Source organism: Streptomyces caelestis, from assembly GCF_014205255.1.
GTDB lineage: Bacteria > Actinomycetota > Actinomycetes > Streptomycetales > Streptomycetaceae > Streptomyces > Streptomyces caelestis.
Genome location: NZ_JACHNE010000001.1, coordinates 7,761,908 through 7,787,411 on the forward strand (window position 1 = coordinate 7,761,908; position 25,504 = coordinate 7,787,411).

26 protein-coding genes, 1 tRNA gene and 3 pseudogenes are annotated in these 25,504 nt (G+C 71.6%); 15 read left to right on the forward strand and 15 right to left on the reverse strand.

Annotated elements, in window-relative coordinates; all coding sequences use genetic code 11:
- Positions 1-55 precede the first annotated feature (55 nt).
- From HDA41_RS35260 to HDA41_RS35280, 5 genes are all read right to left on the reverse strand, one after another.
- On the reverse strand, positions 56-1,057 hold the full coding sequence (locus HDA41_RS35260) for a glycoside hydrolase family 43 protein (protein ID WP_184991252.1): 1,002 nt from the start codon (positions 1,055-1,057) through the stop codon (positions 56-58).
- A 31-nt stretch (positions 1,058-1,088) separates the two neighbouring features.
- On the reverse strand, positions 1,089-1,625 hold the full coding sequence (locus tag HDA41_RS35265; protein ID WP_184991254.1) for an NUDIX hydrolase family protein: 537 nt from the start codon (positions 1,623-1,625) through the stop codon (positions 1,089-1,091).
- 243 nt (positions 1,626-1,868) lie between these two features.
- Positions 1,869-2,681, reverse strand: coding sequence for an SAM-dependent methyltransferase (locus HDA41_RS35270; protein WP_184991256.1), 813 nt, complete (start codon positions 2,679-2,681; stop codon positions 1,869-1,871).
- A 136-nt stretch (positions 2,682-2,817) separates the two neighbouring features.
- The gene (locus tag HDA41_RS35275; protein WP_184991258.1) at positions 2,818-3,642 is read right to left on the reverse strand and encodes a hypothetical protein; all 825 of its coding nucleotides are present in this window, start codon (positions 3,640-3,642) and stop codon (positions 2,818-2,820) included.
- A 110-nt stretch (positions 3,643-3,752) separates the two neighbouring features.
- A complete protein-coding gene (locus HDA41_RS35280; protein WP_184991259.1) occupies positions 3,753-4,505 on the reverse strand; it encodes a response regulator transcription factor in 753 nt (250 codons plus the stop codon).
- Positions 4,506-4,689: 184 nt separating this feature from the next.
- Between HDA41_RS35280 and HDA41_RS35285 the strand changes: the two genes are divergently transcribed.
- From HDA41_RS35285 to HDA41_RS35320, 8 genes are all read left to right on the forward strand, one after another.
- Complete coding sequence (locus HDA41_RS35285) at positions 4,690-5,937, forward strand: sensor histidine kinase (RefSeq protein WP_184991261.1); 1,248 nt, start codon at positions 4,690-4,692, stop codon at positions 5,935-5,937.
- Positions 5,938-5,973: 36 nt separating this feature from the next.
- Complete coding sequence (locus HDA41_RS35290; protein ID WP_184991263.1) at positions 5,974-6,612, forward strand: helix-turn-helix domain-containing protein; 639 nt, start codon at positions 5,974-5,976, stop codon at positions 6,610-6,612.
- A gap of 66 nt (positions 6,613-6,678) precedes the next feature.
- On the forward strand, positions 6,679-8,016 hold the full coding sequence (locus HDA41_RS35295; RefSeq protein WP_184991265.1) for a M24 family metallopeptidase: 1,338 nt from the start codon (positions 6,679-6,681) through the stop codon (positions 8,014-8,016).
- Positions 8,016-8,993 (forward strand): thiamine pyrophosphate-dependent dehydrogenase E1 component subunit alpha, encoded by a 978-nt coding sequence (locus HDA41_RS35300; protein WP_184991267.1) that lies wholly within the window; start codon positions 8,016-8,018, stop codon positions 8,991-8,993. The genes HDA41_RS35295 and HDA41_RS35300 overlap by 1 nt, the downstream gene beginning before the upstream one ends.
- Positions 8,981-9,961, forward strand: a complete 981-nt coding sequence (locus HDA41_RS35305) for an alpha-ketoacid dehydrogenase subunit beta (RefSeq protein WP_184991269.1) — start codon at positions 8,981-8,983, stop codon at positions 9,959-9,961. Before HDA41_RS35300 ends, HDA41_RS35305 begins: the two co-directional genes overlap by 13 nt.
- A 46-nt stretch (positions 9,962-10,007) precedes the next feature.
- Positions 10,008-11,378 carry an amidohydrolase family protein gene (locus HDA41_RS35310; RefSeq protein WP_184991276.1) on the forward strand — a complete coding sequence of 457 codons (1,371 nt, stop codon included), beginning with the start codon at positions 10,008-10,010 and terminating at the stop codon, positions 11,376-11,378.
- Positions 11,375-12,256, forward strand: coding sequence for a cupin domain-containing protein (locus tag HDA41_RS35315; RefSeq protein ID WP_184991278.1), 882 nt, complete (start codon positions 11,375-11,377; stop codon positions 12,254-12,256). The genes HDA41_RS35310 and HDA41_RS35315 overlap by 4 nt, the downstream gene beginning before the upstream one ends.
- A complete protein-coding gene (locus HDA41_RS35320) occupies positions 12,253-12,942 on the forward strand; it encodes an SDR family oxidoreductase (RefSeq protein WP_184991281.1) in 690 nt (229 codons plus the stop codon). Before HDA41_RS35315 ends, HDA41_RS35320 begins: the two co-directional genes overlap by 4 nt.
- A 34-nt stretch (positions 12,943-12,976) precedes the next feature.
- Here HDA41_RS35320 and HDA41_RS35325 read toward each other — a convergent pair whose 3' ends face one another.
- The 4 genes from HDA41_RS35325 to HDA41_RS35340 are packed head-to-tail and all read right to left on the reverse strand — an operon-like array spanning position 12,977 to position 14,745.
- Positions 12,977-13,624, reverse strand: coding sequence for an HhH-GDP family DNA glycosylase (locus HDA41_RS35325; protein ID WP_184991283.1), 648 nt, complete (start codon positions 13,622-13,624; stop codon positions 12,977-12,979).
- A gap of 5 nt (positions 13,625-13,629) precedes the next feature.
- Positions 13,630-13,974: a DUF3140 domain-containing protein gene (locus tag HDA41_RS35330; protein ID WP_059421059.1), complete on the reverse strand. Its 345-nt coding sequence runs from the start codon at positions 13,972-13,974 to the stop codon at positions 13,630-13,632.
- 34 nt (positions 13,975-14,008) lie between these two features.
- On the reverse strand, positions 14,009-14,491 hold the full coding sequence (locus HDA41_RS35335; RefSeq protein ID WP_184991285.1) for a Dps family protein: 483 nt from the start codon (positions 14,489-14,491) through the stop codon (positions 14,009-14,011).
- Positions 14,488-14,745 (reverse strand): WhiB family transcriptional regulator, encoded by a 258-nt coding sequence (locus HDA41_RS35340; protein WP_184991286.1) that lies wholly within the window; start codon positions 14,743-14,745, stop codon positions 14,488-14,490. Before HDA41_RS35340 ends, HDA41_RS35335 begins: the two co-directional genes overlap by 4 nt.
- Positions 14,746-14,959: 214 nt before the next feature.
- On the opposite strand from HDA41_RS35340, the gene HDA41_RS35345 reads away from it, so the two are divergent.
- Positions 14,960-16,150 carry a thiolase family protein gene (locus tag HDA41_RS35345; protein ID WP_184991288.1) on the forward strand — a complete coding sequence of 397 codons (1,191 nt, stop codon included), beginning with the start codon at positions 14,960-14,962 and terminating at the stop codon, positions 16,148-16,150.
- Between the two features lie 60 nt (positions 16,151-16,210).
- Complete coding sequence (locus HDA41_RS35350; RefSeq protein ID WP_184991290.1) at positions 16,211-16,984, forward strand: sulfite exporter TauE/SafE family protein; 774 nt, start codon at positions 16,211-16,213, stop codon at positions 16,982-16,984.
- On the opposite strand, the gene HDA41_RS35355 is transcribed toward HDA41_RS35350, so the two are convergent.
- The 4 genes and pseudogenes from HDA41_RS35355 to HDA41_RS35370 form a co-directional block, all read right to left on the reverse strand.
- The gene (locus tag HDA41_RS35355) at positions 16,970-17,770 is read right to left on the reverse strand and encodes an HAD-IIA family hydrolase (RefSeq protein WP_184991299.1); all 801 of its coding nucleotides are present in this window, start codon (positions 17,768-17,770) and stop codon (positions 16,970-16,972) included. The genes HDA41_RS35350 and HDA41_RS35355 overlap by 15 nt on opposite strands.
- Before the next feature lie 277 nt (positions 17,771-18,047).
- A pseudogene (locus HDA41_RS35360) lies at positions 18,048-18,452 on the reverse strand (MFS transporter); the annotation flags it as partial.
- A gap of 55 nt (positions 18,453-18,507) precedes the next feature.
- A pseudogene (locus tag HDA41_RS35365) lies at positions 18,508-18,786 on the reverse strand (precorrin-6A synthase (deacetylating)); the annotation flags it as partial.
- 184 nt (positions 18,787-18,970) lie between these two features.
- Positions 18,971-19,555 carry a DUF309 domain-containing protein gene (locus tag HDA41_RS35370; protein WP_184991301.1) on the reverse strand — a complete coding sequence of 195 codons (585 nt, stop codon included), beginning with the start codon at positions 19,553-19,555 and terminating at the stop codon, positions 18,971-18,973.
- A 102-nt stretch (positions 19,556-19,657) separates the two neighbouring features.
- Here HDA41_RS35370 and HDA41_RS35375 point away from each other — a divergent pair.
- From HDA41_RS35375 to HDA41_RS35395, 5 genes and pseudogenes are all read left to right on the forward strand, one after another.
- Positions 19,658-19,731: transfer RNA gene (locus tag HDA41_RS35375), tRNA-Pro, on the forward strand.
- Between the two features lie 167 nt (positions 19,732-19,898).
- Positions 19,899-20,165, forward strand: coding sequence for a transposase family protein (locus HDA41_RS35380; RefSeq protein ID WP_230299514.1), 267 nt, complete (start codon positions 19,899-19,901; stop codon positions 20,163-20,165).
- A gap of 129 nt (positions 20,166-20,294) precedes the next feature.
- Entirely contained in the window at positions 20,295-21,146 is an 852-nt protein-coding gene (locus HDA41_RS35385) for an MBL fold metallo-hydrolase (RefSeq protein ID WP_230299513.1), read from the forward strand.
- A 586-nt stretch (positions 21,147-21,732) separates the two neighbouring features.
- A pseudogene (locus HDA41_RS35390) lies at positions 21,733-22,167 on the forward strand (aldo/keto reductase); the annotation flags it as partial.
- A gap of 56 nt (positions 22,168-22,223) precedes the next feature.
- Entirely contained in the window at positions 22,224-23,048 is an 825-nt protein-coding gene (locus HDA41_RS35395; RefSeq protein WP_184991303.1) for a DUF427 domain-containing protein, read from the forward strand.
- A gap of 108 nt (positions 23,049-23,156) precedes the next feature.
- Here the strand turns inward: HDA41_RS35395 and HDA41_RS35400 are convergent, their stop codons facing one another.
- Together HDA41_RS35400 and HDA41_RS35405 are read right to left on the reverse strand one after the other, a co-directional pair.
- A complete protein-coding gene (locus HDA41_RS35400; RefSeq protein WP_184991306.1) occupies positions 23,157-23,942 on the reverse strand; it encodes a GntR family transcriptional regulator in 786 nt (261 codons plus the stop codon).
- Between the two features lie 44 nt (positions 23,943-23,986).
- Complete coding sequence (locus HDA41_RS35405; protein ID WP_184991308.1) at positions 23,987-25,483, reverse strand: CoA-acylating methylmalonate-semialdehyde dehydrogenase; 1,497 nt, start codon at positions 25,481-25,483, stop codon at positions 23,987-23,989.
- Positions 25,484-25,504 lie beyond the last annotated feature (21 nt).

The window sequence follows — 25,504 nt, forward strand, 5'->3', positions numbered from 1 at the left end:
TTGGTCCCTACCTCGGGGGTCAGGGGGCGCAGGTTCACATCCTGTCGTTTCCGGGTCAGCCGCCACCGTCCAGGTCACTGCGCCGGCGCCGCACCTTGAGCTCGTGACCCCGCAGCTCCATCTCGTACAGCTTCCCGCGCGCGTTCTCGAAGGGCCGGTGGAGGATCATCATCAGGCGGCCGTCGAAGGTGTGGAACAGCATGCCGTGGCCGCTGTCGTCGCGGACCAGGGGCCGGTGCTGCTGCCACGGGCCCTGGATGTCCCCGGATCTCGATACGGCGTACGTCTGGACGTAACCGCCGCTGATCGTGCCGTCCTGGCCGGCCGTGTTCTTCTCGTAGGTCGACCACAGCATGAGCAGGGAGCCGTCAGGGGTGCGGTACAGCTGGGGGCCGTCGGTGATGTAGGGCGGCAGCTGGTGCGGTACGCCCGCGGGGATCTGCTCGGAGGTCCAGGGCGCGTCCGAGGCCTTGAAGAGGTAGACAGGGTCGCCGACCGTCCCGGACAGGTCGGGGGTCAGCCGGATCGCCTCCATCGTGCCGTCGATCGTCTGGAGCCACTCGTGCGCGTACACCATCCAGGGCTGCCCGGACGGGTCGACGTACAGCGTGCCGTCGAGGGTCATGAGGTGCTCGGGCGGGACGGGGCGTGCCGGGTCGAGGACGGTGAACGGGCCGAGCGGTGAGTCGGAGACGGCCGTGACCGTGCCGCGCATATGGGTCGGGGTCCGGAACGGGACACCCCACTGGTTGGCCGGAGGGACCGGGAGGGGCCTGTCCGCGTTGTGCAGGGTGGTGAAGAGGTAGTACCGGCCGTCCCAGGCGTGCACCTCCGGCGCCCACGCGCCGTCCGTCGCCCAGATGCCCTGCTGCTCGGCGGTCAGGAACACCACGACGGGGCGCGTCCAGTCGCGCAGGTCGTGGCTGCGGTAGACCATCGTGCCGGTGCCGTCGACGCCTGATACGGAGGGGTCGTTGGACGTGTAGAGGTGGTAGGTGCGCGTCGGTCCGTCGGCGACGACGAACGGATCGTGCAGCGGCATGCCGGGAAGCCGCATCGGCTCACCCCTCGGTAATGGCCCGCACCCGTCAGATCACGCAGCCCGCATGGGCCAGCGCCTGCTTGAGCAGCACCCCGTGGCCGCCCGGCATCTCGCTCTGCACCGCCTCCGAGACGGCTTCCTGAGGGCTGAACCACACCAGGTCCAGCGCGTCCTGCCGGGGCCGGCAGTCGCCCGTCACCGGCACGATGTAGGCGAGGGACACCGCGTGCTGGCGGGGGTCGTGGTACGGCGTGACGCCTTGCGTCGGGAAGTACTCCGCGACCGTGAACGGCTGGAGCGACGGCGGGACGTGGGGCAGGGCGACCGGACCGAGGTCCTTCTCCAGGTGGCGCAGCAGGGCGTCGCGGACCCGTTCGTGGTGCAGCACACGGCCGGAGACCAGCGTCCGGCTGACCGTTCCGTCGGGTCCCATGCGCAGCAGCACACCGACACTCGTGACTTCGCCGCTGCCGTCGACACGGACCGGGACGGCGTCGACGTACAGGATCGGCATGCGGGCGCGTGTCATCTCCAGTTCGTCGGAGGACAGCCAGCCGGGCGTGGTTTCGGTCATGTCAGACATCGCTTGATCATACTTTCAGCCGTTCGGACTTCCTGGATAGCCGCTCGGGAGGAACTGTGACCGTCCCCACGCCGTTCAACCGCCTCCCGGCGAGTCGTCCGGGAGCCGGTAGACCCGCCAGGACCGCGTCGGCCCGGGTGGGGCCGACGCGGTGGAGGGTGAGGCCGACGTCGAGACGCACCTGCTCGAAGACCGCGCGAGGTACGCGGCCTGCCGTTCCTCGGCGAAGGTGGGCGCCGGGAGTCAGGGCTTCACGGCCACCGCGCCGTACTGCGGCACCAGCACGGCCGAGCCGGCGTCGGCACGCCACTGCCCGCACGAGACCATGCCCGGATCGAGCAGCTCCAGACCGTCGAGGAACGCGGCGATGTCCGCGCCGCTGCGGGCGGTGATCGGGGGAGTGGCGTTCTCGTTCCAGAACTTCATGGCCGGGATCTGCCCCGCGCCGCCGAGCTCGTCGTCGAAGGTCGGGTGGGTGAGGACCAGGAAGCTGCCGGAAGGGACCGCGGCCATCACGCGGCGCACGATGTCCCGGGCCTGCTCCGCGTCCAGGACGAAGTTGAGGATGCCCAGCATCATGACGGCCACGGGCCGGTTGAAGTCCAGGGTGTGCCCGGCCCGTTCGACGATGGCCTCCGGGTCGTGCACGTCGGCGTCGATGTAGGCGGTGACGCCGTCGCGGGTGCCGGTCAGCAGGGTGCGGGCGTGTACCAGCACGATCGGGTCGTTGTCGACGTAGACGATCCGTGAGTCGGGCGCGATCCGCTGGGCGATCTCGTGGGTGTTGTCCGCCGTCGGCAGCCCCGTGCCGATGTCCAGGAACTGCCGCACTCCGCGCTCGCCGGCCAGGAACGACACGGCCCGGCCCAGGAAGTCCCGGTCCGCCCGGGCGATGTCCCGGATGATCGGGAACATGCCGGCCACGTGCTCGCCGACCCGCTGGTCGACCTCGTAGTTGTCCTTGCCGCCGATCCAGTAGTTCCACACGCGCGCGTTGTGCGCCACACCGGTGTTCAGCCTCGCCGAGCCGCTCGGCGGGGTGTGGCTCTCACTCACGTCTCTTCCTCTCCTCGCACGAGCGACCGATACCGGCCATCGCGGTCATTGTGCCGGTCCGATGATCACGCTGTCCCGGGAATCGGCAGGGCCGGCGGGGCCGTCGGCGCGCGGCGGGGGAGAGCCGCCGACCGTGTTACTGGACCTCGCCCGGGTTCGGAGAGGGCGTCTTGCCGGCCAGCACGTCCTTCAGGCGCTGGGTGCCGAGCCGCACCGCCTGCTCGGCGGAGTCGCTCTCGCCCCCGTCGAGCCCGCCCGCCGTGACGGTGATCGTGTCGTTGCCGACGCGTACGGCGGCGACGTCCAGAGTCAGCGTGGCCTCGCTGCCCCCGGTCCTGCCCCGCACCGTCACGCGCAGGCCCTCACGGGCGTCGCCCACGCCGGGCAGCGAGGCAACGACGACCTGGACGGTGCGCTGCTCCCCGTCGTCGGTGACGGTGAACTGGTCGCACTTCTCCGGCAGGTTGGCCATCCAGTTCAAGGAGTCCTGCGGGTCGGTCCGTTCGTAGGAGGCGACCTGGTACAGCATGCGCGAGTCGCCCTGTTCGAAGCCGCGCAGCTCGGACGCGCCGGACGGTCTGCCCAGCAGATCGTCGTCGAAGAGGGAGTCGAGGAGCCGCTGGCAGTCGGCGGCCTGGGCCTTCGCGGTGAGGAAGCCGGAGACGTCGACCGTGCCGATGAGCAGGCTGTCGTGCCAGTTCTCGGCCTCCGCGTCCTTGACCTGGGTCCAGTCGTCCTCGATGTCCGCCTCGGTGATCAGCGCGGTGCGGGCGCGGTCCGTGGTGAGAGTGGCGGTGGGAGAGGGGGTCTGCCGCTTCCCGGCGACCTGTGACGCGGTGACGCCCGAGACACGCGAACCGTCTCCGTCGCCGCCGTCCGAGCAGGCGGCGGTGGTCAGCAGCGTGCCTGCCGCCAGGGTCGCGGAGAGAACACGGACGAGCCGGTACGGACGGCGGGTCATCGGGAGTGCCTCCTGGGAGCGTGACGCGTGTCCTCAGGGCACCACCGGCACCGACGGCCCACCACCGGCACCGGACTGTTCGGGTGAGCACCTCCCAAGGCGCGGGCGCCTTACGCTCCGGCCCGGGCGTGCCCGTTCTGCCAGGCCCAGGCCGCGATCTCGACCCGGTTCCGGGCGGCCAGCTTGAGCTGGACGCTGGACAGGTGCGTCTTGACCGTGGAGAGGGAGACGTACAGTTCGGCCGCGATCTCGGCGTTGGTCCGGCCGAGGGCGACCAGACGGACCACGTCCAGCTCGCGCTCGGTCAGCGGCTCCCGGGGCGGAGCCGAGGGGGCCGGGGAGGGGGCCCGGGGCTTCGGCCGTGGTGCGGTGTCGGCGGCCGTCGCCGCGGTGACGTGCTTGAGCAGCCGGACCGTGACCGACGGGGAGACCAGCGAGTCGCCCGCGGCGGCGGCCCGGACGGCCTCCGCGAGGAGCGTCGGACCGGAGTCCTTGAGCAGGAAGCCGCAGGCGCCGCCGCGCAGCGCGCCGTACACGTACTCGTCGAGGTCGAAGGTGGTGACGACGACGACCCGCATGGGGTCGGCGACGTCCGGCCCGGCCAGCAGCCGGGTCGCCTCCAGCCCGTCCAGCTTCGGCATCCGGATGTCCAGCAGGCACACGTCCGGCCGCTCGCGGCGGGCCAGCGCCACGGCCTCCTCGCCGTCACGGGCCTCGGCGACCACGGTGATGTCCGGCTGGGCGTCGAGGAAGAACCGGAATCCGGTGCGGATCATGTCCTGGTCGTCCGCGATGAGCACCCGGATGGGAGCGCCGCGGCGGGCGGCGGCGCCGGGCTCGCCGTGTGGGACGGGGGTCGTCATGGGGTGATCATGCCTCAGGGCTGGACAGGACTGGACAGGGCTGGGAGCGTCAGCGTATGTGAAGTGGCTCGGCCCTCGCCCACGGACCCGGGCGCGTGCCTCCGCCGAAAGGCCAGGTCCAGGCGCCGGTCCCTCGGCCGTTCGGCCGATCCCGCCGCCCGGGGCCTCGCATACCGTGAGCCGCATGAGATCCACCTCTCCCCGCGGCTGCGTGCGGGGCTTCGGCGTCGGCTTCCTGCTGGCGGCCTCGGTCTACGACCTGCTCGTCGCCGACGCCGTCGACAACGCCGTCTGGGCGCCGGTGACCGTGCTGCTCGTCGGGTTCACCGCCGTGCTGTGGCCGGTCGGCCGGAGGCCGCGGTGGCTCACCCCGCAGCTGCGCACGGCCGTACCCGCCGTGGTCTCCGCGCTTCTCACGGCGGCCGTGCTGCTGACCGACCGCGCGCACATGCCGTTCGGGCCGGGCGAGGTGGTGATCCTGCTGAGCCTGCTGTTCGTCGCCGTACGCCACTGCCCGTGGCCGTGGGCCCTGGTGTGCGCGGTGCTCGACGCGGCCGCCCTGCTTCTGCTGCCGGTGCGGTACTTCCGGTCGTTGCAGGAGGAGGTGCTGGCGTACGCCCTGGTGGGCCTGGTCCTGGTCGGGCTGACCGCCGGGCTCGCCGCGTACCTGCGCTCCCTGGACTACCGGCGCACCGTCGCAGTCGGCGAGACACGCCGCGCCGAGCGCGTCGCCATCGCCGCCGACCTGCACGACTTCGTCGCGCACCACGTCACCGGGATCCTCGTGCAGACCCAGATGGCCCGCATGATGGCGGCCCGGCAGCCGCAGGACCTGGACCCCGTCCTGGCCGGCATCGAGCGCGCCGCGACCGAGGCGCTGGCCTCCATGCGGCGCACGGTGGGCGTGCTGCGCGACACCGGCCCGGAGGCCGCCGACCGCCGTCCCGTCGGCGACCTGGCCGCCGTCACTGACCTGGTCGAAGGCTTCGCGACCCCGGCGCAGAGGACCGTCCTGCACCGGGACCCGGGCGTCTGCGACGACCTGCCGTACGAGATGCAGGCCGCCGCCTTCCGGGTCGTGCAGGAGGCGCTGACCAACGTACGGCGCCACGCGGGCGACGCCACGCAGGTCACCGTCCGTCTGGCCTGCCCCGGTGACCGGCTGGAGGTCACGGTGACGGACGACGGCCACGGCGGCACGCAGCTCCCGGAGGCCGCCCACGGCGGCGGTTTCGGCCTCGTCGGCCTGACGGAACGGGTGACCGCGCTGGGCGGCGCATTGCACGCGGGACCTCGCGGGGGTGTGGACGGGGCAGCGGGCTGGCAGGTGCGGGCGGTGTTCCCGGCCGGGAAGCAGTGGCGTCCGGGCTCCCGTGCGCTGTTCAATGAGACTGCACACGCCGCCTGGGAAGTGAAGCCGCCCGCCGACTGAGGATCGATGCTGCACGCCACCCGAGAGGAGCCGCCCGTGTCCCCCGCCGTCGTGCCGCCCGTCGGGGCGCGTATCCGGCAGGCGCGTCTGGAGCGTGGGATGAGCCTGCGTGCGCTCGCGCGGGAAGTCGGTGTGTCGGCGAGCCTCGTGTCGCAGATCGAGACCGGCAAGAGCCAGCCGTCCGTCAGTACCCTCTATGCGATCACGACCGTCCTGGGCATATCCGTCGAGTCCCTCTTCGACGCCCGGGCCTCCTCGCCGATGGCCGGCGTACACCCGCCCGGCACCGTCCTGCATGCCCTCGCCGCCTTCGCCGCCGACCCGGAGCGGCGGATCGGCCCGCTGGCCGGCGCGGGTGAGCGCGAGACCCTGGAGCTGGACTCCGGCGTCGTATGGGAGCGCCTCGGCCGGGTGCCGGGCGGGGACGTCGACTTCCTGCTGGTGACCTACCGGCCCGGCGGCTCCTCGTCCGGCTCCGGCGGCCTGATGCGGCACGCCGGCACCGAGTACGGCTATCTGACCTCCGGCGAACTGATCCTCACCCTCGGTTTCGACGAGTACACCGTGCGCCCGGGCGACGCCGTCAGCTTCGAGTCGACGACCCCCCACCGTTACCGCAACGATGGAGAGGTACCGGCTGTGGGTGTCTGGTTCGTGTCCGGCGATGGTCAGTGACACGTGTTCAGTGACACTTGACACCCGTAGGACCCGGGCGTTCACTCCGAAGTGGGGGTGGTCGCCATGGCGATCCGCACATATGGACCCAACGCCGTCGACTGGGAAGAGCGCATCGACCTCGACCGGCTGCGCGGACAGCGGCTGGCCCGGCTGCACGAGTCCCTGAACCGCTCCGCGCTGGGCGCGGTGCTCAGCTTCGACTTCGCCAACATCCGCTACATGACCGCCACGCACATCGGCACCTGGGCGATGGACAAGCTGATCCGCTTCGCCCTGCTGGTGCGCGACGGCGCACCGGTCGTCTGGGACTTCGGCTCCGCCGCCCGCCACCACCAGCTGTACAACCCGTGGCTCGACTACAGCGACGGCAAGGGCGGCCCGCCCACGGGCGCCCGCGCCGGCATCTCCACCCTGCGCGGCGCCTTCCACCCGGACGCGGGCATCGCCGAGGACGTGGCCGCCAAGATCGCCGCCGAGCTGCGCGACCACGGGCTGGCGAACGAACCGCTCGGCGTCGACGTCGCCGAGATGCCCGTCCTCGCCGCCCTGCGCGCCGAGGGCATCGACGTCGTGGACGGACAGCAGGTCTTCCTGGAGGCCCGCCGGATCAAGACCGGCGACGAGATCGCCCTGCTCACCCAGGCCTGCGCCATGGTCGACGCGGCCTACGAGGAGCTGTACGGCCATCTGCGCCCGGGTGTGCGCGAGAACGAGTGCGTCGGCGTCGTGGCCAAGGTCCTGTACGACCTCGGCAGCGAGTACGTCGAGGGCGTCAACGCCATCTCGGGCGAGCGGTGTTCACCGCATCCGCACGTCTACAGCGACCGCCTGATCCGCCCCGGCGACCCGGCCTTCTTCGACATCCTGCACAGCCACCTCGGCTACCGCACCTGCTACTACCGCACGTTCGCCGTGGGCAGCGCCTCCCGGGCGCAACGGGACGCCTATGCGCGCTGCCGTGCGTACATGGACCAGGCGATCGCGCTCGTCCGGCCCGGTGCGACCACCGCCGACATCGTGCGGGTGTGGCCGCGTGCGGAGGAGTTCGGCTTCGCCGACGAGACCGCCGCCTTCGCCCTCCAGTACGGCCATGGCGTCGGCCTGTCGATCTGGGAGAAGCCGATCTTCAGCCGCCTGGTCTCCCTCGATTACCCCGAAGTCCTGGAAGAGGGCATGGTGTTCGCCCTGGAGACCTACTGGCCGGCCGCCGACGGCTGGTCCGCCGCCCGGATCGAGGAGGAGCTCGTCGTCACCGCCGACGGCTGCGAGGTCATCACCAAGTTCCCGGCCGAGGAACTGCTGGTGGCCGGGCGCAAGTACTGGACGGTGGGCGGTGAGCTGAACACCCGCCGGGAGGCGCAGTCCCATCTCAACACCTCTCGTGGCGACGGGGTGAGCTGATGGACACCGCCGGACTCCTCGCTTGCTACGAGCGGATGGCCCTCATCCGCCGTACGGAGAAGGCCGCCCACGACCTGTTCCTCCAGGGCCTGGTGAAGGGCACCACGCATCTCGCCGCCGGGCAGGAGGCGATCGCCGTGGGCGCGAGCGCGGCCCTGCGCCCGGACGACTATGTGTTCGCCACCTATAGGGGCCACCACCATGCCCTCGCCCGGGGCGCCACCCCCGAGGAGTGCCTCGCCGAGCTGATGAGCCGGGCGACCGGGCTGTGCAAGGCCAAGGGCGGCTCCATGCACCTGACCAAGGCGGCCACCGGCATGCTCGGCTCGTACGCCATCGTCGGTTCCCATCTGCCGATGGCGGTCGGCGCGGCCTGGTCGGCCCGGCTGCGCGGCACGGACCAGCTCGCGGTCGCCTTCTTCGGTGACGGCGCGACCAACATCGGCGCCTTCCACGAGTCGCTCAACCTGGCCGCCGTGTGGAAACTGCCGGTGCTGTTCGTGTGCGAGAACAACCAGTACATGGAGTACACGCCGATCGCCGACGTCACGGCGGTGGCCCGGCCCGCCGCCGACCGGGCGCCCGCCCACGGCATCCCGGGCGAGGTCGTCGACGGCAACGACGTCGTGGCCGTCGAGGAGGCGGTGGCGCGGATCGCGGAGCGGGCCCGGGCCGGGGACGGGCCCGCTGTGCTGGAGGCCGAGACCTACCGGCACTTCGGGCACAGCCGCGCCGACCCGGCGGCCTACCGCCCGGCCGAGGAGGTCGAACGGTGGCTGAAGCACGACCCGCTGGACCTCGCACGGGGACGGCTCGCCGAGCTGGGGGTCGGGGCGGAGGTGGTCGCGGAGGCCGACGAGCGGGCCCGGGCCGTCGTGGAGCGGGCCGTGGAGGCGGCGAAGGCCGGGCCACCGCCCGATCCGCGGGAGGCTCTGACCGACGTGTGGGCGGACGGAGGTGCCGCATGGCGGACGTGATCACCTACCGGGAGGCGGTCGCCGAGGGCATCGCGCGCGAGATGCGCCGGGACACGACGGTCGTGTGCCTCGGCGAGGACATCGCCGCGGCCGGCGGCGTGTTCAAGACGACCGTGGGTCTGCTCAAGGAGTTCGGGCCCGAGCGGGTGTGGGACACGCCCATATCCGAACAGGCCATCGTGGGTGCGGCGATGGGCGCCGCGATGACCGGGATGCGGCCCGTCGCGGAGATCATGTTCTCCGACTTCCTGGCCTGCTGCTGGGACTACCTCGCCAACGAGATCCCCAAGGTCCGCTACATGACCGGCGGCCAGGTGACGGTGCCCCTCGTCGTGCGCACCGCCAACGGCGGCGGGCTGGGCTTCGGCGCCCAGCACTCCCAGGCCACCGAGAACTGGGCGCTGACCGTCCCCGGCCTGAAGATCGCGGCTCCGGCCACACCCGCCGACGTCGTCGGCATGATGGCGGCGGCGATCCGCAGCGACGACCCCGTGGTCTTCTTCGAGCACAAGGCCCTCCTGGCCACCAAGGGGGCACCGCCGCCGCCCGGTCACGTCGTCGAGCTGGGCCGGGCCGCCGTCGTACGCGAGGGCGCCGACGTCACACTCGTCGCGCTCGCCTCCACCGTGCCCTTGGCGCTGAAGGCCGCCGACGTGCTGTCGGGGGAGGGGATCGAGGCGGAGGTGGTCGACCTGCGCTGCCTGGTCCCGCTGGATGCCGCGACCGTCCTCGGCTCACTGCGCGGGACCTCGCGGCTCGTCACCGTCGAGGAGAACCCGTACCAGGGCGGCTGGGGCGCCACCGTCGTCTCGATCGTCGCCGACGAGGGCTTCGGCCTGCTCGACGCGCCCGTGCGGCGGGTGGCGGGGGAGTGCGTCCCGCTGCCGTTCGCGGACGCGCTGGAGGAACAGGTCATCCCCACCGTCGACAAAGTCGTCACGGCGGTCCGCGGACTCGCCGCGTATTGAGCTGCCCACCCACCCACGCACCGAAGACCCCATGGGAGGAAGCGCGATGACCACAAGAACACTTCTGCGCAATGGTCACGTGATCTCGATGGACCCCGCCGTCGGGGATCTGGCCCAGGGGGACGTCCTCGTCGAGGACGGCGGGATCGTGGCCGTGCGGCCCGAGATCAGCGCCGATGCCGAGGTGCTCGACATGACCGGCCGCATCGTGATCCCCGGCTTCGTCGACACCCACCGCCACACCTGGGAGGCGCCGATCCGGGGCGTCGCCCCCGACGCCACCCTCGACGACTACTTCGTCGACATCCTCGACACCTTCGCACCCCTGTACACCCCGGAGGACGTCTACGCGGCCAACCTCGCGGGCGCGCTGGAATGTCTCAACGCCGGTATCACCACGCTCGTCGACTGGTCGCACATCAACAACACCCCGGACCATCCGGACGCCGCGATCCAGGGCCTGGCCGAATCCGGCATCCGGGCGCAGTACGCGTACGGCAGCGCCAACACCTCCCTCGCCGACTACTGGTTCGAAAGCAAGATCGCGATACCGGCCGACGACGTCCGGCGGGTCCGCGCCCGGCACTTCGCGTCCGACGACGGTCTGCTGACCATGGCCCTCGCCACGCGCGGACCCGGCTTCTGCGTCAACGACGTCGTCGCCGCCGAGTGGGCCCTCGCCCGCGAACTCGGCATCCCGATCACCGTGCACGTGGCCATGGGACGGCTGGCCGGCCGCTTCGGCATGGTCAAGCAGCTCCACGGCCTGGGGCTCCTCGGCCCGGACACCACCTACGTCCACTGCTGCTACCTCAGCGAGGAGGAGTGGCGGATGGTCGCCGACAGCGGCGGCACGGTGTCCGTCGCACCGCAGGTGGAGCTCCAGATGGGGCACGGCTGGCCGCCCGTCATGCAGGCGATCGAGCACCGACTGCGGCCGTCGCTCAGCGTCGACGTCGTCACCACCGTGCCCGGCGACATGTTCACCCAGATCCGCGCGGCCTTCGGCGCCGAACGCGCCCGCGTCAACGCCGACTGCTGGCAGGCCAACATGCCCGTGCCCAGCACCATGCTGACAGCACGTCAGATGCTGGAGATCGCCACCGTCAACGGCGCCCATGTCGCGGGCCTGGAGGACCGCACCGGCTCCCTGACCCCCGGCAAGCGCGCCGACATCGTCGCGATCGACGCCACCGCGCTGAACGTCGCGCCCGTGCACGACGCGGCGGCCGCGGTGACCCTGTGCGCGGACGTGTCCAACGTGGACACCGTCCTCGTCGACGGCGTGCTCCACAAGCGCGACGGCAAGCTGCTCACCGACACCGGGCGCGCGCTGCGGCTCGTCTCCGAGGCCCGCGACCGTCTCCTCGCGGCGAAGGAGATGAAGGCGCCGAAGGGGGAGAAGGCCACGGCATGACGAATCATCTGGTGCGCCGCGCGGCCGATCCGCCCGAGCCGCCGTACGACGCCCTGGGCTACCGGCGGCGGACGCTGGTCGGCGAGGACGACGGCAGTGTGCACACCGGCTTCGGCCTGTGCGCACTGCGACCGGACGGCCGTGTGCCCGCGCATGTGCAGTCGTACGAGGAGAGCTTCCACGTCCTCGGCGGGGCCGTGGTCCTCGACGTGCCCGAGGGCTCGTACCTGCTGGAGGAGGGGGACTACGGCCTGCTGCCGATCGGCGTCCCGCACGCCTGGCGCGGCGCCGGGGACACCGGCGGACGCTGGGCGTACATGCTCGCCCCCGTGCCACGGGCCCGCTACGGGCACGACACCCAGACGGTGCCGGACCTGCCCGCTCGCGACCCCGTCCGGGTCGACGTCCGTGACCCGCGCACCCGCTCCTTCGGCCATGTCGAGCCCGGCCAGATGGACCCCGGCAGGCAGTCCCAGGACCTGCTGGCCGTCACGGCGAGCATGCGCACCGCGCTGCTGGTGTACAGCGGCATCACCGTCAAGATGATGGTCGACAGCGACCTGGGCGCGGTCGGCTCGACGATGTTCATGGTGCAGTACGCGTCCGACGGCGTCATCGGCACCCATGACCACCCCTTCGAGGAGACGTATCTGATCCTGGAGGGCGTGGCCGAGACCACCCTGGACGGCGAGCGGTACCGGCTGGAGCCCGGGGACCTCGCGTGGGCGGGCACCGGCTGTGTGCATGGGTTCGTGAACGCTGGGCAGGGGCCCCTGCGTTGGCTGGAGACGCAGGCGCCGCAGCCACCGGCTCGGCACTCGTACCGGTTCACCAGGGACTGGGACTATCTGCGCCAGGTGCTTGAGGAGGGGTCATGAGCAGTGTCCTTGTCGTCGGCGGCACGTCGGGCATCGGCCTCGCGTTCGCCCGGGCCCGCGCCGAGCAGGGTGACGAAGTGGTCCTGACCAGCCGCGACGCCCACCGCGCCGACCTGATCGCCAAGGAGTTCGGCGCCCGGGGCATCGCCCTCGACCTGGCGCGACCGCTGGAGATCGCGGCGGCACTGGCCGACGTGGGACGCGTCGACCATCTGGTGCTCGCGGGGGTCTCCCGGGACGACAACAAAGTGAGCGAGTACGACATCGACGCCGCCCTGCGGCTGGTCACGCTCAAGCTCGTCGGTTACACCGAGGTCGTGCACACGCTGCGCACCCGGCTGCACGACGACAGCGCCATCGTCCTCTTCGGCGGACAGGCCAAGGAACGCCCCTACCCGGGGGCGACGACGGTGGCGACGGTCAACGCGGGCGTGCGGGGCCTGATGAACTCCCTGGCCGTCGAACTCGCTCCCGTCCGGGTCAACGTCGTGCATCCCGGCGTCGTCGGCGACAGCCCGTACTGGCAGGCCAAGCCGGAGAAGGTGCTGGAGGTGCTGCGCACGGAGACACCCACCGGGCGGCTGGCCACGATGGCGGACGTGGTGGACGCGGTCGGCTTCCTGTTGCGCAACCGGTCGGTCAACGCCGTCGAACTGACGGTGGACGGAGGGTGGTTGCTCGGCTGAGAGGGGCGGGCCACCCGGCACGGGGGAAGGCCGGTCACCCGGCCCGCCGCAGCGTCCCCTCGGCGACGTCCTTGTTCACCGCCGCCCGCACCAGCGCGGCGGCGAGAACGGCCGGGTCGGTGTCGCCGGCCAGTTCGACGAGACGCTCAGGGTCCTTCGGCAGCTTCAGCCGCTCGGCGCCCTGGAGGGCCTTGGTGTCGAGGTAGGGAGCGGCCTCCGGCCAGACGCCCTGGGCCTCGCGCAGGAAGATGTCGGCGCCGGCCGGGCCCATCCCGGGGAACTCCTGGAGCAGATGGCGCAGTTCGGACACCTTGCCGTCCGCCTCCCGGCGAAGTCGCCGCAGGTCCCCGCCCCACCGTTCGTTCAACAGCTCGGCTCCGTCGCCCAGTTGGGTGGCCGTACGCTCGTCGTAGCGCCGGTAGCCGCCCCGGCCGAGCGCGTCCACCCGCTCCTGCCAGTCGGCCTCCGCCATGCGGCGCGGATCGCGCAGCCCCGCCTCGTGCAGGGCACGGGCGGTGGCCAGCGCGACCGAGGCGCGGATGCGGGCACTGAGCAGATGGGCCAGCACCAGCAGCCGGTACAGCGGCTGCGGGGTGTCCCTCAACCGGATGCCCGCCTCATCCGCGTACGTCCGGCCGTGCGCGTCGAGGAGTTCGCGTACGACACGCCGCTGCCGATCCACGGGTGCTACCCCTTGAGCGGGTCGTGGCCGACCGTCATCAGCCGGTGCCGGCGGCGGGTGTCCTCGGCCGTCACCTCGGGCAGCGGCTCGTCCTCCAGGTCCACCTGCGAGGTGACCCTGTCCACGACGTTCCGCATCACCCGCAGGTCGTCCTCGGTCAGGTCGGTGCGCCGCTTCTGGAGGATCGCCAGGACGTGCTGCCCGGTCTGTGTGCCCGCCTGCTCCGGCAGCGGCTCCGCGTCCTCGTCGGCGTCCCGCATCCGCAGCCAGGCGGCGAGCTCCTGCGAGGTCATGTTCACCACGCGGTGGAAGTCCTCCCACAGCGCGTCGAGTTCAAGGGCGTCGGTCATCACATGCCCCTTTCCGTACGTACGTGCGCGCCGGTCAGCCCTCGCCGGGGACGTTCTCGGCGTCGAACATCCACCGCTGCTTCTCCAGCTCGGCGGTGATGCCGATCAGCAGGTCCTGGGTGACCAGGTCGGCCTTCTCGGTCGCGTCGATGCGCTCGCGCAGCCGGCCGATGGCGTCCTGGAGGGACTCCACCATCACCTGCACGGCGTCCGAGTCGCGCACCCAGCCCTCCTTCGGGGCGGGCAGCGTGAAGGCCTTGGCGATGGTCTCGGGCCGACCGTCCGGCGGGACGCCGAGCGCCGCGGACCGCTCCGCCACCGTGTCGGAGAAGTTCCGCGCGGCCGAGACCACCTCGTCGAGCTGGAGGTGGATCGACCGGAACCGCGGTCCGACGATGTTCCAGTGCGCCTGCTTCCCGATCAGCGAGAGCCCGAGCAGATCCACCAGGGTGTCCTGGAGGGCCTCGCACGAGACCCGGCGGGCCTCGTCGGGCAGTGTGCTCCGCACAGCCGTCATAGGGCGCTTCTCCTTCTCACGTCGTTCGTCGTGGTCCGGAGCAGTGCGTCGCGCTCTTCCTCGCAGGTCCCGCCCCACACGCCCGAGGCCTGGCCATTGCCCAGCGCGAAGCTCAGGCACTGGTCGGTCACCGGGCAGCGCGCGCAGATCCGCTTCGCGGCCGCGACGTCCCGCAGGGCCGGACCTGCCGTGCCCACGGGGAAGAACAACTCGGGGTCCTCGCCCACACAGGCGGCGCTCCGCAACCACTCCATGAACGCGCGGGTGCCCAGGGCGCACTGGTGCAAACGCGAGGCGTGACGAACGGGGGCATTCCCGCAGTGGTGCCCTGGCCTGCGACAACGAGCTCTTGGAGCCCGGGAACCCGCAGAAGTCTTCCCAGGTGGCGGGCGAGAGTCTATAGTCCGAAACTAGCAGTGCTAATTAATGCGCGGTGTGTATTGCGCGCGGTGTGTGAGGAGTCCTCTCGTGCGTCCCGTCCACTTCGCGGCCGCCCGCCGCACCCCCATCGGCAAGCTGCGCGGCTCCCTCTCCCCGGTACGGCCCGACGACCTCGCCGCGACCGTCGTCCGCGCCCTGGTCGGCGAGGTGCCCGCGCTGGACCCGGCCCGCGTCGACGACGTCTACTGGGGAGCCGCCAACCAGGCAGGCGAGGACAACCGCAACGTCGCCCGCATGGCCGCGCTGCTCGCCGGCCTCCCCGAGTCCGTGCCCGGCGCCACCGTCAACCGCCTCTGCGCGTCCGGCCTGGAGGCCGTGACCACGGCAGCCCGCACCATCGCCGCCGGCGAGGCCGACATCGTGATCGCGGGCGGCTCCGAGTCGATGAGCCGCGCCCCCTTCGTCCTGCCCCGCCCCGACGAGGCCCTGCCGCACCGCGTCGAGACCGCCGACACCCGCCTCGGCTGGCGCCTGGTCAACCCCGCGATGCGGGACCTGCACGGCCTGCTCTCCATGGGTGAGACGGCGGAGGAGGTCGCCGCGCGCTACGGCATCCCCCGCGAACGCCAGGACGACTTCGCCCTGCGCAGTCACCGACGCGCCGCCCTCGCCCGCAGATGCGGCCACTTCGACGACGAACTCCTGCCCGTGGAACGCCCCGACGGGGTGGTCGTCGACACCGACGAGTGCGTCCGCGAGGACACCTCGTACGAGAAGCTGTCCCGGCTCAAGCCGGTCTTCCGGGAAGGGGGCACGGTCACCGCGGGCAACGCCTCCCCGATGAACGACGGTGCCGCCGGCCTGCTCCTGGTCAGCGAAGACGCCCTGAACGACCTGGGCCTGGAGTCCCTCGGCCGCTACGTCGCCGGTGCGTCCGCCGGCGTCCACCCCGACGTCATGGGCATCGGCCCGGTTCCCGCCACCCGCAAGGCGCTGACCCGGGCCGGCTGGAACCTCGGCGACCTGGAGGAGGCCGAGTTCAACGAGGCCTTCGCGGCCCAGGCCCTGGCCTGCGTGGACCAGCTCGGCATCGACCCCGACCTGGTCAACCCGAGCGGCGGAGCCATCGCCCTCGGCCACCCGCTGGGCTGCTCGGGCGCCCGCATCCTGACGACACTGCTCCACCGGATGCGGCGAACGGGGGCGAGGCGGGGGCTGGCGACGATGTGCGTGGGTGTCGGGCAGGGGAGTGCCGTCCTGGTCGAACGGCACGACTAGGGCCACCAGGCGAGACGCCGCTACCCGCACCTGTTCGTTGCACATAGCATCGGTGTTCGCATGAACACCATGACGCTCTGGCACATCACCGGCTGGGAGTTCGCCGCGCTCGCCTTCGCGGCCCTGCTCGTCGGCTTCTCGAAGACCGCCGTGAGCGGGGCCAACACGGTCAGCCTCGCCATCTTCGCCGCGGTGCTGCCCGCCCGCGCCTCCACCGGTGTGCTGCTGCCGATCCTGATCGCCGGGGACCTGCTCGCCGTCGCCACCTACCGGCGGCACGCCCACTGGCCCACGCTGTGGCGGCTGTTCCCGGCGGTCGCCGCGGGCGTCGTCGTCGGCACGGTGTTCCTGATGTGGGCGGACGACGCGGTCGTACGGACCTCGATCGGCGCGATCCTGCTGCTGATGGCCGCGGTCACGGTCTGGCGCAGGCGTACGGCGGACGCCGAGCAGGAGCCGGAGTCGGTCACCACCCCGGCGGGCCGCCTCAAGGCCCGCTCCTACGGCGTCCTCGGCGGCTTCACCACCATGGTCGCCAACGCGGGCGGCCCGGTGATGTCGATGTACCTGCTGTCCGCGGGCTTCCGCAAGCTCGGCTTCCTCGGCACCTCGGCCTTCTTCTTCCTGATCGTCAACGTCTCCAAGCTGCCCTTCAGCGCCGGCCTCGGCCTGATCGACGGCCGCTCCCTGCTCCTCGACCTGGCGCTCGTGGCGTTCGTCGTGCCCGGCGCGCTGTTCGGCAAGTGGGCGGTCAACAAGATCAACCAACGACTGTTCGAACAGCTGGTCATCGCCGCGACGGTCCTGGGCGGCCTGCAACTATTGCTGCGCTGAACCCGGCAACAGTGCCGGCAGGTCCGCGAAGGAGTCGATCACGTGGTCGGGCGTGCCATCGGCAGCCTGGAGCACCTCCGGCTGGAACTTGCCGGTCCGGACGAGGACCCCGGTGATCCCGGCCCGCTGCGCCGCGAGCACGTCGGACTCGACGTCGTCCCCGACCATCACGGCCTCGCCCGCACCGACGCCCAGCCGGGCGAGCGCCGCCTCGAAGAACGCCCGGGCCGGTTTGCCGGTGATCTCGGCCTCCACCCGGGCGGCCTGCTCCAGGCCGGCCAGGAACGCACCCGAGTCCAGCCGCAGCCCGTCGGCCGTACGCCAGTACAGGTTGCGGTGCATCGCCACCAGCCGGGCCCCGCGCTGGAGATGCCCGAAGGCCCGGTCCAGCGCCGCGTAACCGAACTCCGGACCGGCCCCGCCGACCAGCACGACATCCGGCACGGTTCCGGAGTCCGCCGCGTCGACGACGGTCACACCGTCGAGGTCCTCCGCGATGTCACCGCTGTTCAGCAGGGCGCACCGGGCGCGGGGACAGTGCTCGGCGAGGTGGGCGGCGGTGGCGGCGGGCGCGGTCAGGATGTCCTCGGCGGACACCGGGAACCCCGCGTCCACGAGCGTCCCGGCGATCGACGCCCGCGTGCGGGACGTGGTGTTCGTGACCAGGAGCACGGCGAGCCCGGCGTCCCGGATCTCCCGCAACGCCTCCACGGCCCCGGGCAGGGGCCGCCATGAGACGGTCAGCACCCCGTCGATGTCGACGAGCACGGCACGTACGGACTCCATGCCTGGACGATAACCACGGTGAGCCGTGTCCGCCGGTCGGTGTCCGGGGCGGGCCGGCAGCGCCCATCACACCGTGCTGGTCGCCAGGACCTTCGCCGGCCCGCCCGGCAGACCGTGGCTCAGGTCCTCCACCAGCAGCCGCTTGGCGATCGCGTCGACCGCGATCCGCAGGTCGCTGTCCGAGGGGCGGCCGATGTCCTGCCCCAGCCGCTCCTCCAGCCAGGAGGCCCAGGCCCTGCTGATGACCGCGGCCTCGCGGGCGCCGGCCTCCGTGTGGGACTGGAGGGAGCCGTCGCGGGTCAGGAACCCCTCGTCGAGACTGGAGATACGTCGGCAGATACGTCAGGGCGCCGAGCATCGCGAAGCCGACGATGAAGCTCAGCACCGAGCAGACGGTGAAGACCGGGTTGGCGAACAGCCGCATGGGCAGCATCGGTTCGCTTGCCCGGGTCTCCACCCGGCAGAACGGACCGAGCGCGACCACACCGCCCACGAACAGGGCGATGATCATGCCCGAGCCCCACGCGTACTCGTTGCCGCCCCAACTCGTCGCCAGGATCAGCGCGCTGGCACCGACCGCGACGAGCGCGATGCCCAGATAGTCGATGACCGGCCGGGAGACCGACTTCACGACCGGGATGGTGCGGGCGGCCGCCGCGACGACGACGATCGCGATGGGAACGGGGCGCATGCCAGAACGTCCGCACGGCTGCCCGGTGATGTGCACCCCAGTCGTGTCAGTCGCAGGGGCGCCGGCGCAGCAGATACGTGTCCATGATCCAGCCCTTGCGTTCGCGGGCCTCGGCACGCAACCGCTCGATGCGGGGCACGGCCTGGGCGATCGGGCCGGAGACGAGGATCTCGCCCGGGGTACCGAGGCAGGCGCCCCAGTAGATGTCGACGTCGTCCTCCACGTACCGCCGGAAGGCTCGCCGGGCAGCGAGCATCACCACCACGTCGTCCACGTCCTCAGGGAAGCCCTCCGCGAGTCGCCGCCCGGTGGTGGCCGGGCAAGGGCAGCGCGGCTGCTCGGCGCGGTCCGGACGGTACGACGGGCCCGGAGTTGCGTGTTTGTGGCTGCTGCCCGGGGTGGTTGTGCCGCGGGGCCGGGCGGTGTGGCGCGTTCGTTCTCGTTGGGCCCAGGTCGGCGTGCCGGGCTCGCTCTTCCTCGGCAGGGGTGCTCGTGCTCGGCGTTCCCGGTCAGCGCCCCGCGTCCACACCCCGCAACCGGGGCGCCCGCGCGCCCGCGTTCACCGGTCGGCCCTCTCGCTCCACTTCCTCGGCCAGCTCCCGAGCCCAGGCGGCGACGCTCGCGATGTCGATCCCGTGGGGGGTCGCTTCCCCGGAGGCGGACGCCCACGCCTCGGCCGCGCCCGCACCGCGCCGCAGCAGGCGTACTCCGCCCATGAGGTTGCCGCGGGCGGTGTGTGTCAGGCCCACGGCGAGCTGGGCGAGGCCGCGCCACAGTTCCCGCTCCGTGTCGGGGCCCGACTTCCAGGCGTCCTCGAAGACCTCGTGCGCGTGGAACGGCTTCCCCTCGTCCAGCAGCCGCTGCGCCTCGGCGACGGTCTCCTCCGGGGTGCGGACGACGCCCTCGGGTTGCCGCGGCACGCCCGGCGCGTCGTACGGCAGGGGCCTGCCGAGACCGTCCCGCGGCCGGGCGTTGCGCGCCCGGCCCTCACTGTCGCGGTCTCGTCCGCCGCCCGGACGGCCCGCGGGCGTGCTCCCCCTGTTTCCCCTGTGTCCCGTGCTTCCCGAGTTCCCGGAGCTTCCAGTGCTGCCCATAAGGCGATTGTCCCGCGCCGGGGGCCGCTTTTCGGCGCGGCCCGGGGTGTGGGGTAAAGTGCTGTTCGCGCGATCACGCGGTTCACCGCGGTGCGCGCACACCGGGACGTGGCGCAGCTTGGTAGCGCACTTGACTGGGGGTCAAGGGGTCGCAGGTTCAAATCCTGTCGTCCCGACTGGTGGGAGTCGCAGGTCAGGGCCGGTTTCGGAGGTTTCCGAAACCGGCCTTGATCATTCTTGGGGACCAGTTGGGGACCAAGCGTCCCTGACTCGTGTCAGCGGGTCATGACGATGGGGCTGGGCAGGGAGCGTGGGGCACGGAGCGCTGTGAGGTGTGCGGAGAGTGCTGCGCCCGGACCCGCGCGATCCGCGCGGAGTGCGGCACGCGCTGGCCGTCGTCCTCGCGCTGACCGCGTGCGCGGTGCTGGCCGGGGCGACCTCGTTGCCGGCGGTCGGCGAGTGGATCGCGGACGCGCCACCGCAGGTGCTGGACCGACTCGGCGTGTGCCCCGATCCGGTGCTGCCACGGCGGCTGGTCCCGGCCGAGGCGACGGTCCGCCGACTGCTGACCCGCATCGACGGAGACGCCCTGGACCGGGCGGGACTGTAAGACGTTCGGTGTAGTCCCCGTCAGGACAGCAACGAGGACTCATGAACGTTCCGCGTTTGACGATGGCCCGCCACGGGGCTGCACTGGATTCATGGATGCTGCGGCGACTCCGTCCTAGGGAGAGCAGCGATGACAACCATGGAAACGTTCAACCTTCTGCAGCCGTACAAGATCGCCGAGGAGACGTTCGTCATCCCGTGGGCCCTTGAGGCCCCGCCGGTCGGTCACTTTCCGATGAACTCGATGGTGATCCGGGGAGCCGAACCGGTCCTCGTGGATACCGGGGCGCCCGCAGTGCGCTCCCAGTGGCTGGAGGCAGCCTGGTCCGTCGTAGATCCCCTGGACGTACGGTGGATCTTCCTCACCCACGACGACCGCGACCACGCCGGCAACCTCCTGGCGGTCCTCGCCGAATGCCCGAACGCGACCCTGCTGACGACATGGTTCTCCATCGGCCGTATGGCCGAGGAGTGGGAGACCCCCATCAACCGGTGCCGCTTCATGACCGACGGCGACACGATCGACGCGGGCGACCGCACCCTGGTCGCCAAACGACCGCCCCTGTACGACAACCCCACAACCCGCGCCCTCTTCGACCCGAAGACCAACGTCCTGTGGGCCGTCGACACCTTCGCCACGAACGTACCCACCCCGATGCCGGACGTAGCGGCGTTGTCCGCGGACGAGTTCCGCGACGGCCAATCCTTCGGCGGACGGCTGGTCTCTCCCTGGGTCGCGTTGCTGGACACCCAGAAGTTCCGGACGGTCGTGGACGACTTCCAACGCCTGAACGCCGAGGTCATCGCCGGCTGCCATTCCCCGGTCCTCCGCGGCCCCAAGATCTCCGAGGCCTACGACCTCCTCCGCCAGCTCCCCGAGATCCCCCCGTGGGCAGAGTTCACCCAGGCCGACCTGGACCAGTGGATGGCGGTCGCCGAGAGTTCGGTACCGCCGGAACAACCGCGACCGTCGGGGACGTGACTGTGCCCGTGGCCCTAGGCGTTTCCTTACGCCGCCGCAAGTGAAAGGCGGAGGTTGATCAGCGGTCTGCCGATGCCTCCGGAGCCGGTTGCACGATCACGACTGCGGTTGCCGTGGCTGTCCGGGCTGGCTCTCGCTGCGTTGGCAAAAGTCACCATGGCCGGCAGGAAACTGGTGCTATCAGCGCGGTCCTGCCGCTGGAAACGGGGATGGTGGGCGCTAACGCTTCTACCGCTGCTGCCACGCCAGTTCATGCATCGGGCTCAACGGGAGTGAGTGAGTTGCCATGCGCGGGGTTCGGCGCGACCCCGGACTCTGTTCATGCGGCGCTGCGACGGGCGGGCGGTCCGGCCGTCGCAGCGCGGCTGTCGTCGGCGATCGCCGGTGATCATGCCAGCGCGGCCGGAATCAGTTGACTCAGGTCGGGCCGGTTTCCGATCCGCTGGGTGGCCGGGCGTCCGGGCGCGTCCTGCTGAGGCCAGCCGGTGTTCCTCAGCAGGTCCCGGACCTGCCACCCGTCCAGCGGGCTACGGTCGCTCACCTCCAGTACGCCCTGTACACAGGCGACAGCGCCAACGACGATCGGGGACTGCCCGGTTACGAGGTGCTCCAGTACGCGCACAGCCACCTGCGCCCCCGCACGGACGTACCCGAGGACCTCTTCCCGGACGGCAGCCTCGGCCACGCCGGCCCCGACCTGCTGAGCTACCTGCGGGCCGAGCCCGGGCTGACCCTGGTCGCCTACTCGCCCCTGCTGAAGGGTGCCTACACCCGCCCGGACCGGCTGCCCGCGGACTTCGACCACCCCGGCACCCCCGCCAGGCTGGCGGCGCTGCGGGAGGTGGCCCGGGAGGCCGGGGCTACCGTCAACCAGGTCGTGCTGGCCTGGCAGATCGGCGGCGAGCTGCCGATCGTCCCGCTGGCCGGGGTCTCCTCGGTGGCCCAGCTGGAGGAGAACCTCGCCGCGGTGGACCTGGAACTGACCCCCGAGCAGCGGGCCAGGCTGGACGCGGCGCACTGAGCATGTGGGACCGTGGAGGGAACCGGACATCCGGACCTCCGAAAGGAGCACCGGCCATGACCACCCACCCGGCCCACCCCGCCGCCAGGTCGATCAGGACCACCCCCGAAGGCCTCCTGTGGGAACCCAGCGAGCGCTGGGTGCGCGGCCGCAAGGGCGACGTCACCGTCGTCGACAGCCGGCACCCGGTCCTCGTCTGGGAACCCCACCTACCCGTGCCGCAGTACGCCTTCCCGCACGACGATGTCCGCACCGACCTCCTCCATCCGGCGCAGAACCCGCCCACCGGCACGCACACCGGCTCGCGGATCTTCTACGACCTCGACGCCGACGGCGACGTGCGCGCGAACGCGGCCTGGACGTTCCCCGCCGACGACCTGGCCGGCCACATCGCCTTCGAGTGGTTCCTGCGCACCGACACGGGCCTCGACCACTGGTACGAGGAGGAGGAAGAGATCTTCATCCACCCCCGCGACCCGCACAAACGCGTCGACGCGCTGCCCAGCAGCCGCCATGTCCGGGTCGAGATCGACGGCCGGGTCGTCGCCGACACCCACGCCCCCGTCCTGCTCTTCGAGACCTCCCTGCCGACCCGGTACTACTTCCCCCGCGACGACGTCCGACTGGACCTGTTCGACGCCACCGGCCACAGCACCGGATGCCCCTACAAGGGCACCGCCGAGTACTGGTCCTGGCGCGGCGAGGGCGATGTGCCGCCCAACATCGTCTGGAGCTACCCCGACCCGCTGCCCGCCGCGGCGGCGATCCAGGGGCGCGTCGCCTTCTTCAACGAGGCCGTCGACATCACGCTGGACGGCGAGCGTCTGGAGCGCCCGGACACGCCGTTCAGCCGGATGCTGCGGAAGCAGAGCCGCGCGTGAAGCTGTCGAGCAGGGCGTCGAGGCCTGCCGCGAGGCCCTCGGGACCGCCCCGCTCGGCGAGCGCGGCCGCGGTCTCCCACAGCGTAGTCACCCAGGCTCGGGGTCCGGTCAGGGCCTGACCAGCAGCTGGAAGTCGAACGTGTAGCGCGACGCCCGGTAGATGTGCGTCCCGTACTCGACCGGGCGCCCGGTGTCGTCGTACGCCGTGCGCTGCATGGTGAGCAGTGCCGCGCCCTCCTCCTCGTCCAGGCGGACGGCCTCCGCCGCGGTGGCCGCGCGGGCGCTGACGCGCTGCCGCGCGCTGTGCAGGGTGATGCCCGCCGAGCGCATCATCCGGTACAGGCCCGTTGACTCCAGGCGGGTGTCGTCGAGGTCCATGAGAGATGCCGGCAGGTAGTTGCACAGCAGGGCCACCGGCTGGCCGTGCGTGCAGCGCAGCCGGTCCAGGACGGTGACCTCGCTGCCCTCCGCGACGCCGAGTGCGGCGGCCACATCGCAGGAGGCCGGGACGACCTCGTTGCGCACGACCTGCGTGGTGGGTCCCTGCCCGGCCTCCTCCAGGTCGTCATAGAGGCTGCTCAGCTCCAGTGGGCGCTTGACCTGGCTGTGCACCACCTGCGTGCCCACCCCGCGCCGCCGGACCAGCAGCCCCTTGTCGACGAGGGACTGGATGGCCTGGCGGACGGTGGGGCGGGACAGTCCGAGGCGCACCGAGAGGTCGACCTCATTGCCCAGGAGGTTCCCCGGGGCGAGGACCCCGTGCTCGATCGCCGACTCCAGCTGCCGGGCGAGCTGGTAGTACAGCGGCACGGGACTGCCCCGGTCCAGGGCGAAGTCCAGCGCGCTGAGCGCGGGGACGGCCGCGGCGCGGGCCCGGTCACCGGTCCTCGCCATGGATGACCCCCCTTCGGTGTGCCATGGATGACCCCCCTTCGGCGTCAGGAGTTGCTCGGGAAGCCGAGGTTGATACCGCCGGTGTCCGCCGGGTCCGGCCAGCGCGTGGTGATCACCTTGCCCTGGGTGTAGAAGGCGATGCCGTCGTTGCCGTAGACGTGCAGGTCGCCGAAGAGGGAGTCCTTCCAGCCGCCGAAGGAGTGGTAGCCGACCGGGACCGGGATCGGCACGTTGACGCCGACCATGCCCGCCTTGACCTCCATCTGGAAGCGGCGGGCGGCGCCGCCGTCCCGGGTGAAGATCGCGGTGCCGTTGCCCCAGCGGGAGTCGTTGATCAGCTTGATGGCCTCTTCGTACGTCTCCGCGCGGACCACGCACAGCACCGGGCCGAAGATCTCCTCCCGGTACGCGTCCGCCGTCAGCGGCACCCGGTCCAGGAGGGAGACGCCGAGGAAGAAGCCGTCCTCGTGGCCCTCCACGGAGAAGCCGGTGCCGTCGACGACGATCTCGGCGCCCTGCTCGGCGGCCGACGCCACGTACGACGCCACCTTGTCGCGGTGCTCACGGGTGATCAGCGGGCCCATCTCGGACGCCGGGTCGTTGCCGGGCCCGATCCTCAGGTTCTTCGCCCGCTCGGCGATCCTGCCGACCAGCTCGTCACCGGTGTCACCGACCGCGACCACGACCGACACGGCCATGCAGCGCTCGCCCGCCGAACCGTACGCCGCGTTGATCGCCTGGTCGGCGGCGTGGTCCAGATCGGCGTCGGGCAGGACCAGCATGTGGTTCTTGGCGCCGCCCAGGGCCTGCACCCGCTTGCCGTGCTCGACGGCCTTGAGCTGGATGTACTTGGCGATCGGGGTCGAGCCGACGAAGGAGACCGCCTCGATGTCCGGGTGCTCCAGGATGCGGTCCACGGCCGTCTTGTCGCCCTGCACGATGTTCAGGACGCCGTCCGGCAGGCCCGCCTCGGAGGCCAGCTCGGCCAGGCGGAAGGAGGCCGACGGGTCCTTCTCCGACGGCTTCAGCACGAACGTGTTGCCGCACGCGATGGCTAGCGGGAACATCCACATCGGCACCATCGCCGGGAAGTTGAACGGCGTGATGCCCGCGACCACGCCCAGCGGCTGGCGGATCGAGGCGACGTCGACCCGGGTGGAGACCTGCGTGGACAGCTCGCCCTTGAGCTGGACGCTGATCCCGCAGGCCAGCTCGACGATCTCCATGCCGCGCGCGACCTCGCCGAGCGCGTCGGAGTGCACCTTGCCGTGCTCGGCGGTGATCAGTTCGGCGATCTCGTCGCGGTGGGCGTCCAGCAGTTCGCGGTACTTGAACAGGACCGCCGTGCGCCCGGCGAGCGAGGAGGTTCCCCAGGCCTCGAAGGCGGCCTTGGCGGAGGCGACGGCGGCGTCCACCTCGTCGACGGTCGCGAAGGCGACCTGCTTCTCCTGGGCGCCGGTGGCCGGGTCGTAGACGGGGCCGAAGCGGCCGGAGGTGCCCTCGACGGGCTTGCCGTCGATCCAGTGGGTGATGGTCTTCATGGGGAGCAAGGGCCTTTCGTG

Coding starts and splice junctions, on each gene's coding strand:
- HDA41_RS35260 (WP_184991252.1), bottom strand. CDS start 1,057: ATGCGGCTTCCCGGCATGCCGCTGCACGATCCGTTCGTCGTCGCCGAC.
- HDA41_RS35265 (WP_184991254.1), bottom strand. CDS start 1,625: ATGTCTGACATGACCGAAACCACGCCCGGCTGGCTGTCCTCCGACGAA.
- HDA41_RS35275 (WP_184991258.1), bottom strand. CDS start 3,642: ATGACCCGCCGTCCGTACCGGCTCGTCCGTGTTCTCTCCGCGACCCTG.
- HDA41_RS35280 (WP_184991259.1), bottom strand. CDS start 4,505: ATGACGACCCCCGTCCCACACGGCGAGCCCGGCGCCGCCGCCCGCCGC.
- HDA41_RS35285 (WP_184991261.1), top strand. CDS start 4,690: ATGAGATCCACCTCTCCCCGCGGCTGCGTGCGGGGCTTCGGCGTCGGC.
- HDA41_RS35295 (WP_184991265.1), top strand. CDS start 6,679: ATGGCGATCCGCACATATGGACCCAACGCCGTCGACTGGGAAGAGCGC.
- HDA41_RS35300 (WP_184991267.1), top strand. CDS start 8,016: ATGGACACCGCCGGACTCCTCGCTTGCTACGAGCGGATGGCCCTCATC.
- HDA41_RS35305 (WP_184991269.1), top strand. CDS start 8,981: ATGGCGGACGTGATCACCTACCGGGAGGCGGTCGCCGAGGGCATCGCG.
- HDA41_RS35310 (WP_184991276.1), top strand. CDS start 10,008: ATGACCACAAGAACACTTCTGCGCAATGGTCACGTGATCTCGATGGAC.
- HDA41_RS35315 (WP_184991278.1), top strand. CDS start 11,375: ATGACGAATCATCTGGTGCGCCGCGCGGCCGATCCGCCCGAGCCGCCG.
- HDA41_RS35320 (WP_184991281.1), top strand. CDS start 12,253: ATGAGCAGTGTCCTTGTCGTCGGCGGCACGTCGGGCATCGGCCTCGCG.
- HDA41_RS35330 (WP_059421059.1), bottom strand. CDS start 13,974: ATGACCGACGCCCTTGAACTCGACGCGCTGTGGGAGGACTTCCACCGC.
- HDA41_RS35335 (WP_184991285.1), bottom strand. CDS start 14,491: ATGACGGCTGTGCGGAGCACACTGCCCGACGAGGCCCGCCGGGTCTCG.
- HDA41_RS35340 (WP_184991286.1), bottom strand. CDS start 14,745: ATGGAGTGGTTGCGGAGCGCCGCCTGTGTGGGCGAGGACCCCGAGTTG.
- HDA41_RS35350 (WP_184991290.1), top strand. CDS start 16,211: ATGAACACCATGACGCTCTGGCACATCACCGGCTGGGAGTTCGCCGCG.
- HDA41_RS35355 (WP_184991299.1), bottom strand. CDS start 17,770: ATGGAGTCCGTACGTGCCGTGCTCGTCGACATCGACGGGGTGCTGACC.
- HDA41_RS35370 (WP_184991301.1), bottom strand. CDS start 19,555: ATGGGCAGCACTGGAAGCTCCGGGAACTCGGGAAGCACGGGACACAGG.
- HDA41_RS35385 (WP_230299513.1), top strand. CDS start 20,295: ATGACAACCATGGAAACGTTCAACCTTCTGCAGCCGTACAAGATCGCC.
- HDA41_RS35395 (WP_184991303.1), top strand. CDS start 22,224: ATGACCACCCACCCGGCCCACCCCGCCGCCAGGTCGATCAGGACCACC.
- HDA41_RS35400 (WP_184991306.1), bottom strand. CDS start 23,942: ATGGCGAGGACCGGTGACCGGGCCCGCGCCGCGGCCGTCCCCGCGCTC.
- HDA41_RS35405 (WP_184991308.1), bottom strand. CDS start 25,483: ATGAAGACCATCACCCACTGGATCGACGGCAAGCCCGTCGAGGGCACC.